This is a genomic window from Streptomyces hygroscopicus subsp. hygroscopicus (genome assembly GCF_030269125.1).
Taxonomy (GTDB): Bacteria; Actinomycetota; Actinomycetes; order Streptomycetales; family Streptomycetaceae; genus Streptomyces; species Streptomyces hygroscopicus_C.
Genome location: NZ_BSSM01000009.1, coordinates 117,878 through 130,270 on the forward strand (window position 1 = coordinate 117,878; position 12,393 = coordinate 130,270).

Sequence of the window (12,393 nt, forward strand, 5' to 3'; positions counted from 1 at the left end):
GGCGGCGGCTCGCCCGGATCTCACCGGGCGGGGGAAGGGGGCCTTGTCACAGGCACCCGGTCGGGGCGGCGGTCAGGACGCGTTGGCCAGCGCCTGGGTGATCGCGGAAGCCGTCGCCTGCTCGGAGCTGAGGGCGGACCCGGACGCTCCGATCAGGTTGTACACGACGGCGGTGGCGTTGGACGCGGACGCCGTGAGGATGTTGGCCCCCACGACCTGCGGCTGCCCGAGGCAGTCGCCCAGGGCCGCGACGAGCGAGACCGCGGTGGACAGATTCTGGGTGCGTGCGGTCTGGGTGTCGTTGGCCTGGTCGGCGGCGATGGCGGCGTTGTTGGACGCCTGTGCGCTCGTCAGGTCGTTGACACAGGGCGAGGCGGCCGCGGCCGCGGGGGTCGCCAGGACCACGGGAGCGATACCCACGGCGGCGCCGGCCGCCATGACGGCGGTGACGGCCGCGGCGGAGATGCGAGGACGGAACATGCTGACACTCCTTGGAGAGATGGCACATGCGCTCATTGGCGACGAAGTCGACGGGAGCGGTCCGTGTCTTCCGAAGGACGGCCTGCTCTGGGAACGACAATCACCGGGGCCGCCGCGCAACGTGTGCGCCTGGAGTGACGACCGGAACGGGTAGCAGTCACGTCCCCGGAAAGGGATGGGCGGCCCGCCGGTTCGTAATCCAGTAAAGCAACCGCTATGAGCGGCATCTCAAGGGTGGCTGCGTGGTATCACTCGATCGCAGTAATGTACGCGCGTCGACACATGATCTGCCGGACAGTGGGTTCGGCCCCAAATATACGTCCTGAGCTGGCAGTTGTGCTTTCGTCGGCGCATTGCGGTGATCAACACAGAAATGGATCAGTCTAGTTGCAATCGGTGGATCGAGGCGCGCACGACGCGTCCGGTCCGGGAGAGTGGGCTCTCTTCGCTCCGGCGGCGATCCCGGCTCCACTCCACCGGCCCGGCGCCGGTCGCCGCGACTCGCTTGATCGTGCGACGTGTTCGGAATGCGACTTCGCTGGAAGACTTCACTCCTTGTATTGTCCGTCGCGGACCAACGCTCGCGGCTTGCCGGTCGCAGTCTGAACCCGATATGCAGGAACGAATTTCCAATCACACTGAGTAGGCCATTTGGGTGCTACTCCACAGCCAGCTGTTGCCGCCCGCATGACGGCTCGGCGATAACGGTTACATCCAACGGTGGGCTGCCCGTCCTCTCCGGGGGAGTGGCTGCTCGACCCAGGAGGCGCGTCGGCATTATGGCGCCCTCCGAAGGAGGGGTTTGCCACGATGGGCACCCCCAGAGAGAAGTTGGATCGTCAGCCGGCGCCGGTACCGGCGTCGGCTGACGCCTGACTTCTGGCCACCGCGGAACAGGAGCGTGCTGCTCGGACCGCCGTGAATGCGGCGAACCGGGCATGAGGGGCTCACAGGGCCGCCGCTCCAGGAAGGTGCGGGCGGTTTCGCCGTCTCCCGCTCAAGAGAGGGCGAGCGCCGAAGGTGAGGAGCATACGGGGGAGGAGCGGAGAACGGCGTGCCGCACGTGCGCCGTCGTCCCGCATCGCGCGTCGACGCCGGCGCCACGCTCTGTCCCCGGCCCCGCGCGCAGAGGAGTTCACTCACCCGCGTCCCGGCGTTACGCGCAGCGCCAGGGGCACCGGCGCCTTCCCTCCGTAGTGCCCCTTCACGAGCACCAGGAGAGTCATGTCCACGACCCCACGTGTATGCGCGCATGTCACGCTGTCCCCCCAAGAGATCGAGCGATGGCCCGACACCCCGGTCGCGCGGGCGTCGGCCACCTTATGGCCCCGATCCCGCACCGCCACCTTCCGCCTCCCGGCCATGGACCGCGCCGTCCCGATCTGCCGGAGCCTGACCCGCTCCTGGCTCGACCAGCAGCGCTTCACGGACGAGGACATCCGCGACACCGTCCTGCTGATCAGCACCGAACTGGCCACGAACGCCATCGTCCACACCGGCAGCGCGGTGATCACGATGAGTCTGCGCAGGAACAAGGACCACCTTCGGATCCAGGTGCGCGATCAGGGCACGCAGTCCGTCGCCAAGCACTGGCACAACACCTCGGGGTTCGGCCGCGGGCTGGAGATCGTCGCCAGTTCCGCCGGCGTGCTCGGCACCCGCAGGGGAGCGGACGGCACCCGGACGATGTGGGCCACCGTCAATCTGGTGTGAGACGTGCGCGGGTGATCCCCCGGAGGGGGTCGAAGGGCGCCTGAGCAGGGAGACTCCCCCTGCTCAGGCGCCCTTCCCCGTGCCGGGGAGCGTTCCCGTACGGGGGCCGTTACGGCAGTCGGGTGAATCGGCGTCGACTTCGTTGATACGCAATACAGCCATATGCGGTACTGGATACACCCAAACGGTGGGCCGCCCATCCCTTCCCGGGGCAAGCGGCCTGCGGTTTCTCGCACGACTTCGTGCGCACGACACCGCGGACGGCAGGGCGCTCACCGCCTGCCGTCCCCTGTGGACGACACCCCGTGGAGGACCCGGATCCGTCGGCGCCGCGACATAACGGCGCTCTTGGCGGGCGGCCCCATACCACGTCGGGAGTCGCCATGCGAGCTGTCCGCCTCTGTCCGAGCCGCTGTGGGTCCTCACCCCGACCGCGGACTCGGCGGAAGGCGCACGCGCCCACCGGCGACGCGGTGACGCCGTCCCGGCCGACGGTCTCCGTCGGCACCGGGGAATCGCGGTCTCCCCGTTCCCGGGCGTCCGGTACAGGGCGCCGTCGTGGGCGAGCGCCCCGTTTGCGGCACGCCGCCGTCCTTCGTTCCGTGCCGTCCGAGTCCGGGGCGGCCCGCCGACGGCGACGTGCGTGATCCATTCACCTTGATGAGGAGGAAACCTCCATGTCCTTGCCCGCTACCCAGATCCCCGGCTTTCCCCCCGGCTTCCCGTTCCCGTTTCCGTTCCCGCCGAGCACCCCGAGCATCGGGGCCCTCATCCCGAACTCCGGCCCCACCAGCGGCGGCAACGTGGTCCTCATCGTCGGGTCGGGGCTCGCCAACGCCTCCTCGGTGACGTTCGGCGGGACCCCGGCAAGCATCCTGTTCCAGGACCCGATCGGCCTGCTGATCATCGTCACGGCGCCGGCCCACGCCCCGGGCACCGTGCCGGTCGTCGTCACCAACGCGGGCGGTTCGAGCGCCCCGGCCATGTACACCTACCTGCCGCCCGCCGGACCGGTCGTGGCCTCCATGGTCCCGACGAGCGGCCCGACCACCGGGGGTACGCCGTTCACCATCGTCGGCGCCCACCTCACCGGTGGCTCGGTCACCTTCAACGGTGTTCCGGCGACCGGGGTCGTGGTGGACCCGACCGGCACCATCCTCACCGGTATCACGCCGGCCGGTACCGCGGGCAACGTGCCCGTGGTGGTCACCACTCCCAGCGGCAGCGCCACGGTCACGGGCGGCTTCACCTACGTCGCGCCCGCCGGGCCGGTCGTGGCCTCGCTGATCCCGACGAGCGGTCCGACCACCGGGGGTACGCCGTTCACCATCGTCGGCTCCGGCCTCACCGGTGGCTCGGTCACCTTCAACGGTGTCCCGGCGACCGGGGTCGTGGTGGACCCGACCGGCACCATCCTCACCGGTATCACGCCGGCCGGTACCGCGGGCAACGTGCCCGTGGTGGTCACCACTCCCAGCGGCAGCGCCACGGTCACGGGCGGCTTCACCTACGTCGCGCCCCCCGGACCGGTCGTGATCTCGCTCGCACCGACCACTGGCCCGGTCGCCGGTGGTACGGCGTTCACCATCGTGGGCAGCAACCTCACCGGTGGCTCGGTCACCTTCAACGGTGTTCCGGCGACCGGGGTCGTGGTGGACCCGACCGGCACCATCCTCACCGGTATCACGCCGGCCGGTACCGCGGGCAACGTGCCCGTGGTGGTCAGCACTCCCAGCGGCAGCGCCACCGTCACGGGCGGCTTCACCTTCGTGTGATCCGCCTCCCGGCGTGACCCGTCCGCGTCCCCGGCCGACTCCGTGCGGCCGGGGACGCGGCATGTCCGCGGGCCGGGCAGGGGCCCCGACGCCACCCGCGCGGGTGCGCCCCTCCGTGCCGGCGGCCCCGCCCCGTCGTCGGCGCGGCTCAGCCGGTGCCCAGTACGGCCCTCAGGACCTCCCGGAGCGCCGCCTGCGGGTCGGGGGACGCGCCTTGGGCGCGCCAGGCGACGAAACCGTCGGGGCGGACGAGGACCGCGCCGTCGGCGTCGACGCCGTGCAGCTCGGCCCAGTCGTCGCCCTCGGTGTCGTACATCAGGTCGGCGTCGCCGCCGGGGCCGATCCGGTACGCGTGGAGCCGTACCCCGTCCGTGGCGGCGACGCGGCGGGCGGCGTCGTACCAGCCCGCGTCGTCCGGGGCGTCGGTGAGCAGCACCATGGAGCGCTCGTAGAGGTCGAGGGTGGACAGCCGGCGGGCGGCCTGGCGCAGCCACAGGTGGGGGGCGCGGGTGCCGGGGCGGCCGGTGAGGGAGAGGGAGTCGGGGACGACCGGCGCCTCGGGGTCGGTGCCGACGGCGGCCCCCTCGGGGTAGTGGTAGCCGAGGACGACGTTGAGGATGCCGCCGCGCTTGGCGCCGCCGACGCCGGGGGCGGGGGCGAAGCCGGGGTGGCTGTGCTCGACGGAGCGGGCGGAGGCGCGGGCACTGGTGGCGACGGCGACCGGGCGGCGCTCGGTGCCGTAGGTGTCGAGCAGGGCGGGGCCGGCCCACCCGTCGAGTACCGCGGCGAGCTTCCAGGCGAGGTTGTGGGCGTCCTGGATACCGGTGTTGGAGCCGAACGCGCCGGTCGGGGACATCTCGTGGGCGGAGTCGCCGGCGAGGAAGACGCGGCCCGCGGAGTAGGAGTCGGCGACCCGTTCGGCGGCGCGCCAGGACGCCGTTCCGGTGATTTCCACGTCCAGGCCGGGCACGCCGACCGCGCGGGCGATGTGCCGCCGGAGGCGTTCCTCGGTGAACTCCTCCAGTTCCTCGCCGAGTTCGGGGTGCCAGGGGGCGTGGAAGACCCAGCGCTCCTTGTTGTCGACGGGGAGCAGCGCGCCGTCGGCGTCGGGGTGGGTGAGGTAGGCGCAGATGAAGCGGCGGTCGCCGACGACCTCGGCGAGCCGGGTGGAGCGGAAGGTGACGCTGACGTTGGCGAACAGCTCGCCTGGGCCGCTCTGGCCGATGCCGAGGGCGCGGCGGACGGGGCTGCGGGGGCCGTCGGCGGCGACGAGGTAGTCGGCCCGGACGGTGTAGCGCTCGCCGGTGGACCGGTCGCGGACGACCGCGGTCACCCCGTCGGCGTCCTGCTCGAAGGACTCCATCTCGTGGTGGTAGCGCAGGTCGCCGCCGAGTTCGCGGGCGCTGTCGACCAGCACCGGTTCGAGGTCGTTCTGGCTGCACAGGCACCAGGCCGTGGGGCTGAACCTCTTCAGGCCGCCGCCCGGGTCGATCTCCTTGAACAGCCACTCCCCGGCGTCGCCGACGAGGGTCGGGGTCTGCAGGATGCCGTGGTTGTCGGCGAGCAGTGAGGCCGCGGCCTTGATGTCCGGCTCGATGCCGGCCACCCGGAAGAGTTCCATCGTCCGGACGTTGTTGCCGCGTCCGCGCGGATGGTGCGAGGTCCCGGCGTGCCGCTCCACGAGCAGGTGCCGCACGCCGAGGCGGCCGAGGAACAGGGACGTGGACAGGCCCACCAGAGAGCCGCCCACGATGAGGACGGGAACCCGGTGGTCGGCTGTGTGATGCATCGAGCCTCCAGAGGCAGGGGTGCGTACGGGGCGCCTGACAGTCTCATGCCCGGTATCACCGTTATTGGGGCCATTTGCGCGTGGGATCACCCGCGTGGTTCCTACGAGTCGCGGGCTTACGGCCACCGGCACAGGATCAAGAAGCGCTGACGTCGCGTCACGGCGGTGACCGGCGCACCCGAGATCCCCCGCCAAGGAGATGTCCGCACCATGACCACCACCTCTGAACGTCTGTCAGAAGCACCGGCGCGCGAGGCGTCGAAGCGTGTCTCCCAGTCCGTGTTCGACGGCTCGCGGCTCCGGGTCGTTCTGCTGGTCGACGTCTACGACGGCGCGCAGCAGCAGTTCCTGGAGGCGTACGAGCAGCTCTGCAACCAGGTTGCGTCGGTGCCCGGCCATGTCAGCGACCAACTCTGCCAGTCCATCGAGAATCCATCCCAATGGCTCATCACCAGCGAGTGGGAGAGCGCCCCGCCGTTCCTCACCTGGGTGAACAGCGAGGAGCACGTGCGGATGGTGGAGCCGCTGCACTCCTGCGTGCGCAACACCCGCTCGCTGCGCTTCCACATCGTCCGCGAGACCGGCCGGGCCTACGAGACCGACACGGCCGCCCGGGGCCGGCTGCAGACGGAGGTGCGCATCGGTGACGGTGTGATCCGGCACGCGCTGACCTTCACCGTGAAGCCGGGCACCGAGGACAAGGTCGCCAAGCTGCTCGCCGACTACGCCGCGCCCGAGCCGCGGGTGGACGACTCCACTCGGCTCCTGCGCACCTCGCTGTTCATGCACGGCAACCGGGTGGTGCGCGCCATCGAGGTGCGCGGCGACCTGCTGGCCGCCCTGCGCCACGTCTCGCGCTCGCCCGAGGTACGGGCCGTGGAAGAAGCCATCAACCCGTACCTGGAGCAGGACCGGGACCTGAACGACCAGGAGTCGGCCCGGCTGTTCTTCACCCGGGCGGCGCTGCCCGCCGTGCACCACGTGATGGCGGACGACCGGCCCGAGGGCACCCGGCGGGCCCTGTACTACCCGGCCAGGCCCGGCTGCGGGATGAAGCTCGCGGAGCTGCTGGCCGCGGCGGACTCGGCGGCCACCGACGACCCGGCGGGCCAGGTGCTGCGCAGCACGGTCTTCGAGCGTGAGGACGTCGTGGTGCGGCTGGTGGACCTCGCCGGGCAGGGCGCGGACGTGGACCCGCTGCCCCGCGACGCCGCGCAGGCCGCCGAGCTGCGCTCCCTGCTGGCCGGCGACGCCGCCCGCATGGAACTGGTCACCGACCGCCGGTCGCCCGCGGTCTGACCCCCGCACCCGCCGGACCACCCGGAAGCCCGATCACACCCACCGAAGCCCGATCACACCCACCGGAGGAATGTCGTGATCAAACCCCGTCCGAGAATCGTGGACCTCAGCGAGGTCGAGCCCAACACGCGGCGCGGCGGTGATCTGCGCGCCATGCTCACCCCGGCCACGGTCGGTTCCACCAGCGGCTTCATGGGTGTGGCCATCGTGCAGCCCGGCGACCGCATCGGTGAGCACTACCACCCCTACTCCGAGGAGTTCGTCTACGTCGTCTGCGGCGAGCTGGAGGTCGACCTGGACGGCGAGCCGCACGTGCTGCGCCCGGAGCAGGGGCTGATGATCCCCGTCGACATGCGCCACCGGTTCCGCAACGTCGGCAACGTGGAGGCGCGGATGGTCTTCCACCTCGGTCCGCTCGCGCCCCGCCCGCAGCTCGGGCACGTCGACACCGAGGAGACGTCGGTGATCGGCGCGGCCGCGGTGGTCACCGAGGCGGCCGGGTCGGGCGCCGGCGGCGGAGGGGTCCGGTCATGAACCGGCGCGTGGCGGTCACGGGCATAGGCATCGTCGCCCCGGGCGGCATCGGCGCACCCGCGTTCTGGGATCTGCTCGCAGCCGGCCGGACCGCGACGCGGGGCATCACCTTCTTCGACCCCTCCCAGCTGCGTTCGCGGATCGCGGCCGAGTGCGACTTCGACCCGACGGCGCACGGCCTGGACGCCGAGCAGGTCGAACGGGCGGACCGCTACATCCAGTTCGCCCTGGTGGCGGGCGACGAGGCGGTCCGCGACTCGGGCCTCGACCTGGCGCGGGAGGACCCCTGGCGGATCGCGGTGTCGGTGGGCACCGCGGTCGGCGGCACCACCCGTCTGGAGCACGACTACGTGCTGGTCAGCCATGGCGGCGAGCGCTGGGACGTGGACCCCGAGCGGGCGGAGCCGCAGCTGCACCGGGCCTTCACCCCGGCGACGGCGGCCTCCGCGGTGGCGGAACGTTTCGGCGCTCAGGGGCCGGTGCAGACCGTCTCCACCGGCTGCACCTCGGGCCTGGACGCCGTGGGGTACGCCTTCCACACCGTCCAGGAGGGCCGGGCCGACATCTGCATAGCCGGTGCGTCCGACTCGCCGATATCCCCCATCACCATGGCGTGCTTCGACGCGATCAAGGCCACCTCGCCGAACAACGACGACCCGGCGCACGCCTCCAAGCCCTTCGACAACAACCGTGACGGCTTCGTCATGGGCGAGGGCGGCGCGGTGCTCGTCCTGGAGGAGCTGGAGCACGCACGGGCCCGCGGCGCACGCGTCTACTGCGAGTTCGGCGGCTACGCCACCTTCGGCAACGCCTACCACATGACCGGCCTGACCAAGGAGGGCCTGGAGATGGCGCGGGCCATCTCCACCGCCCTCGACCAGGCCCGGCTGGACCCCACGGCGATCGACTACGTCAACGCGCACGGCTCCGGCACCCGGCAGAACGACCGCCACGAGACGGCGGCGGTCAAGCGGGCGCTCGGGCAGCACGCCTACGACACCCCGATGAGCTCCATCAAGTCCATGGTGGGCCACTCCCTCGGGGCGATCGGCGCCATCGAACTGGTCGCCTGTGTGCTGGCCCTGGCCAAGCAGGCCGTACCGCCGACCGCGAACTACGAGACCCCCGACCCCGAGTGCGACCTCGACTACGTGCCGCGTACCGCCCGCGACCGGAAGCTGACCAGTGTGCTCTCCGTGGGCAGCGGGTTCGGCGGTTTCCAGTCCGCGGTGATCCTGACCCGGCCGAGGGAGTGAGGACACGATGAGCGAACCCCAGGACCGGCGCGCGGCCGTCACCGGCATCGGCGTGGTCGCGCCCAACGGCATCAGCACCGACACCTTCTGGAAGGCCACGCACGAGGGCCTCAGCGTCGTGGACCGGGTGACCCGCGAGGGCTGCGAGCGGCTGCCGCTGAAGGTGGCCGGCGAGGTCCGTGCCTTCGACGCGGCGGACACCATCGAGGAGCGCTTCCTCGTCCAGACCGACCGCTTCACCCACTACGCCATGGCCGCCGCCGACTTCGCGCTCACCGACGCCCGGCTCGGACCGGCCGACACCGCGCAGTCGCCGTACTCCATCGGCGTGGTCACCGCGGCGGGCTCCGGCGGCGGCGAGTTCGGCCAGCGCGAGCTCCAGCGGCTGTGGGGCAAGGGCAGCCGGTTCGTGGGGCCGTACCAGTCCATCGCCTGGTTCTACGCCGCGAGCACCGGCCAGGTGTCCATCCGCCGCGGCTTCAAGGGCCCCTGCTCGGTCGTCGCCTCCGACGAGGCCGGCGGCCTGGACGCCCTCGCGCACGCGGCACGGGCGGTGCGGCGCGGCACCGACGCGATCGTGGCCGGCTCCACCGAGGCGCCGCTCGCGCCGTACTCGGTGGTCTGCCAGCTCGGTTACGAGGAGCTGAGCCGGGAGAGCGAACCGGGGCGCGCGTACCGGCCGTTCACGACGGAGGCGTGCGGGTTCGTGCCCGCCGAGGGCGGCGCGATGCTCGTGGTGGAGGCCGCCGACGCCGCCCGCGCCCGCGGCGCGGACATCCGGGCCTACGTGGCCGGGCACGGCGCCACCTTCACCGGCGCCGCCCGCTGGGCACAGTCCCGCGCGGGGCTCGCCCAGGCGATCCGGCAGGCGCTGGCCGAGGCCGAGTGCGCGCCCGAGGAGGTCGACGTGGTCTTCGCCGACGCCCTCGGGGTGCCGGCGGCCGACCGGGCCGAGGCGCTGGCCATCGCCGACGCCCTCGGCGCCCATGGCACGCGGGTGCCGGTCACCGCGCCCAAGACCGGCACCGGTCGCGGCTACTGCGCGGCCCCCGTGCTGGACACCGCCGCGGCCGTGCTTTCGATGGAGCACGGGCTGATCCCGCCGACCCCGAACGTCCACGACATCTGCCACGACCTCGACCTCGTGACCGGCCGGGCCCGCGTCGCCGAACCGCGCACCGCGCTGGTTCTCAGCCGCGGCCTCATGGGGTCGAACTCGGCGCTGGTGCTGCGGCACCCCAGCGCGCGGTGAACACAGCGAAGGAGGAGAGCAATGTCCAAGATCACCGTCGAAGAACTCGCAGCCCTCATGAAGAAGGCGGCCGGTGTCACCGTCAGCCCCGAGCAGCTCAACGACAAGCCGGACACCGGCTTCGACGTCCTCGGCGTCGACTCGCTCGGCCTGCTCGGCATCGTCGGCGAGCTGGAGAACGAGCACGGCACCCCGATGCCGGTGGACGCCGAGCGCTGCAAGACACCCCAGCAGTTCCTCAACCTCGTCAACAACACGCTGATGGCAGGAGCCTGACATGGCAGGACACACCCGGAACGAGATCACCATCGCGGCCCCCCTCGACCTGGTCTGGGACATGACCAACGACCTGGAGCGCTGGCCCCAGCTCTTCAGCGAGTACGCGGCCGTCGAGGTGCTCAAGCGCGAGGGTGAGAAGACCACCTTCCGGCTCACCATGCACCCGGACGAGAACGGCACCGTCTGGAGCTGGGTCTCCGAGCGCGAGCCCGACCGTGCCACCCGCACCGTCAGGGCCCGCCGGGTGGAGACCGGTCCGTTCGCCCACATGGACATCCACTGGGCCTACGAGGAGGTCCCGGCAGGCACCCGCATGGTGTGGACGCAGGACTTCGCGATGAAGCCGGAGGCGCCCGTCGACGACGACTGGATGACCGACAACATCAACAAGAACTCCAAGGTCCAGATGGCCCTGATCCGCGACAAGATCGAGAAGGCGGCCGCCGGCCACCGGCCCGCCCCGGCGCTCGCCGACTGAGCACCCACGGGAAACGGAAGGGAACGAGGAGAGGACGAGCACCGTGCACCAGGCCCTGATCGTCGCCCGGATGGCCCCGGGTTCAGCCCCCGACATCGCGAAGATCTTCGAGGAGTCCGACCGGGGGGAGCTGCCCCACCTCGTGGGGGTCACCCGGCGCAGCCTCTTCCAGTTCGGCGATGTGTACATGCACCTCATCGAGTCCGAGCGCGAACCGGGCCCGGCCATCGCCAAGGTCACCGAACACCCCGAGTTCAGGGACGTCAGCGAGCGGCTGACGGCGTACGTCAGCGCGTACGACCCGGCGACCTGGCGCTCACCCAAGGACGCGATGGCGCGGCGCTTCTACGTCTGGGAGCGCCCCTGAGACACGTGTCCTGCCCGGACGGCCGTCGGCCGCCGGGCCCGCGGCGAAGCGGGCCCGGCGGCCGACGGTCCGTTCTCCGCGCTCACGCGGTCACATGGCAGTCGAACGCGTGCAGGTAGGGGTTCACCGGCTGGATGGTGTCCACGGCGAGACCCGCCGCGGCGAGCCGGCTCACCATGCTGTCGGTGGTGTGCTTGGCCCCGCCGACGTTGAGGAGCAGCAGCAGGTCCATCGCGGTGCTGAACCGCATCGACGGGGTGTCGTCCACCAGGTTCTCGATGACGACGACCCGGGTCCCGGGCCCGCCCGCCTGGACGACGTTGCGCAGCAGCCGGGCCGTGCTCTCGTCGTCCCACTCCAGGATGTTCTTGATGACGTAGACGTCGGCCTTGACCGGGATCGCCTCGCGGACGTCGCCCGGCACGATCTGGGCGCGGCCCGCGAGGTCGCCGCCCTCGCGCAGCCGCGGCAGCGCGTTCTCCACCACCCGGGGCAGGTCCAGCAGACTGCCGTGCATCCGCGGGTACTTGTCCAGCAGGCAGGCCACCACGTGCCCCTGGCCGCCGCCGAGGTCGGCGACGGACGCGGCGCCCGACAGGTCGAGCAGGGCCGCGACCTCCCGTGCCGACTGCTCGCTGGAACGGGTCATCGCCTGGTTGAAGACGTCCGCCGACTCCGGCGCGTCCTCGTTCAGGTAGGCGAAGAACTCCTTGCCGTAGAGGCCCTCCACCACGTTGCGGCCGCTGCGCACCGCCTCGTCCAGCTTGGGCCAGGCGGCCCAGGTCCACGGTTCGGTGCACCACAGCGCGATGGCGCGCAGGCTGTTCGGGTCGTCCTCGCGCAGCAGCCGGGACATGTCGGTGTGCGCGAAGGTGCCGTCGGGCCGCTCGGTGAAGACGCCGTAGCAGGCCAGGGCCCGCAACATGCGGCGCAGCGGCTTGGGCTCGGCCTTGACCGCGGCAGCGAGGGCCTCGGCGCTCTGCGGGGTGTCCCCGAGCGCGTCGGGCACGCCCAGGCGGGCGGCGGCCCGTACGGCGGCGGACAGGGCCGCCCCGAAGACGAGTTCGCGCAGGCGCATCGGCGGGGGCGGGGTGGTCGGGGCCTTGGCGGTGGCCCGGTTCGGCGGTGCCGTCTCAGCGGTGGTCATCTGCCGCCTTCCTTCGTTCTCGGC

At 71.7% G+C, this 12,393-nt stretch carries 12 protein-coding genes; 9 read left to right on the top strand and 3 right to left on the bottom strand.

The window, feature by feature from the left end; genetic code table 11:
- Positions 1–72: 72 nt before the first annotated feature.
- On the bottom strand, positions 73–480 hold the full coding sequence (locus QSK45_RS20915) for a hypothetical protein (RefSeq protein ID WP_285559073.1): 408 nt from the start codon (positions 478–480) through the stop codon (positions 73–75).
- A 1,362-nt stretch (positions 481–1,842) separates the two neighbouring features.
- Here QSK45_RS20915 and QSK45_RS20920 point away from each other — a divergent pair.
- Together QSK45_RS20920 and QSK45_RS20925 are read left to right on the top strand one after the other, a co-directional pair.
- The gene (locus QSK45_RS20920; RefSeq protein ID WP_285559074.1) at positions 1,843–2,193 is read left to right on the top strand and encodes an ATP-binding protein; all 351 of its coding nucleotides are present in this window, start codon (positions 1,843–1,845) and stop codon (positions 2,191–2,193) included.
- A gap of 677 nt (positions 2,194–2,870) precedes the next feature.
- Positions 2,871–3,968, top strand: coding sequence for an IPT/TIG domain-containing protein (locus QSK45_RS20925; RefSeq protein WP_285559076.1), 1,098 nt, complete (start codon positions 2,871–2,873; stop codon positions 3,966–3,968).
- Between the two features lie 148 nt (positions 3,969–4,116).
- Here the strand turns inward: QSK45_RS20925 and QSK45_RS20930 are convergent, their stop codons facing one another.
- The gene (locus QSK45_RS20930) at positions 4,117–5,757 is read right to left on the bottom strand and encodes an FAD-dependent monooxygenase (RefSeq protein WP_285559077.1); all 1,641 of its coding nucleotides are present in this window, start codon (positions 5,755–5,757) and stop codon (positions 4,117–4,119) included.
- A gap of 210 nt (positions 5,758–5,967) precedes the next feature.
- Between QSK45_RS20930 and QSK45_RS20935 the strand changes: the two genes are divergently transcribed.
- The 7 genes from QSK45_RS20935 (at position 5,968) to QSK45_RS20965 (ending at position 11,222) form a co-directional block, all read left to right on the top strand.
- The gene (locus QSK45_RS20935; protein ID WP_285559078.1) at positions 5,968–7,056 is read left to right on the top strand and encodes a SchA/CurD-like domain-containing protein; all 1,089 of its coding nucleotides are present in this window, start codon (positions 5,968–5,970) and stop codon (positions 7,054–7,056) included.
- Between the two features lie 75 nt (positions 7,057–7,131).
- Positions 7,132–7,590 (top strand): cupin domain-containing protein, encoded by a 459-nt coding sequence (locus QSK45_RS20940; RefSeq protein WP_285559080.1) that lies wholly within the window; start codon positions 7,132–7,134, stop codon positions 7,588–7,590.
- Positions 7,587–8,846, top strand: a complete 1,260-nt coding sequence (locus tag QSK45_RS20945; protein WP_285559081.1) for a beta-ketoacyl-[acyl-carrier-protein] synthase family protein — start codon at positions 7,587–7,589, stop codon at positions 8,844–8,846. The genes QSK45_RS20940 and QSK45_RS20945 overlap by 4 nt, the downstream gene beginning before the upstream one ends.
- A 7-nt stretch (positions 8,847–8,853) precedes the next feature.
- The gene (locus tag QSK45_RS20950) at positions 8,854–10,098 is read left to right on the top strand and encodes a ketosynthase chain-length factor (RefSeq protein ID WP_285559082.1); all 1,245 of its coding nucleotides are present in this window, start codon (positions 8,854–8,856) and stop codon (positions 10,096–10,098) included.
- A gap of 21 nt (positions 10,099–10,119) precedes the next feature.
- Positions 10,120–10,374 (top strand): acyl carrier protein, encoded by a 255-nt coding sequence (locus tag QSK45_RS20955; protein ID WP_111583914.1) that lies wholly within the window; start codon positions 10,120–10,122, stop codon positions 10,372–10,374.
- Position 10,375: 1 nt separating this feature from the next.
- Complete coding sequence (locus QSK45_RS20960; RefSeq protein ID WP_285559086.1) at positions 10,376–10,855, top strand: SRPBCC family protein; 480 nt, start codon at positions 10,376–10,378, stop codon at positions 10,853–10,855.
- 43 nt (positions 10,856–10,898) lie between these two features.
- Positions 10,899–11,222 carry a TcmI family type II polyketide cyclase gene (locus QSK45_RS20965; protein WP_285559088.1) on the top strand — a complete coding sequence of 108 codons (324 nt, stop codon included), beginning with the start codon at positions 10,899–10,901 and terminating at the stop codon, positions 11,220–11,222.
- An 82-nt stretch (positions 11,223–11,304) separates the two neighbouring features.
- Here QSK45_RS20965 and QSK45_RS20970 read toward each other — a convergent pair whose 3' ends face one another.
- Positions 11,305–12,369 carry a methyltransferase gene (locus tag QSK45_RS20970; protein WP_285559090.1) on the bottom strand — a complete coding sequence of 355 codons (1,065 nt, stop codon included), beginning with the start codon at positions 12,367–12,369 and terminating at the stop codon, positions 11,305–11,307.
- Positions 12,370–12,393 lie beyond the last annotated feature (24 nt).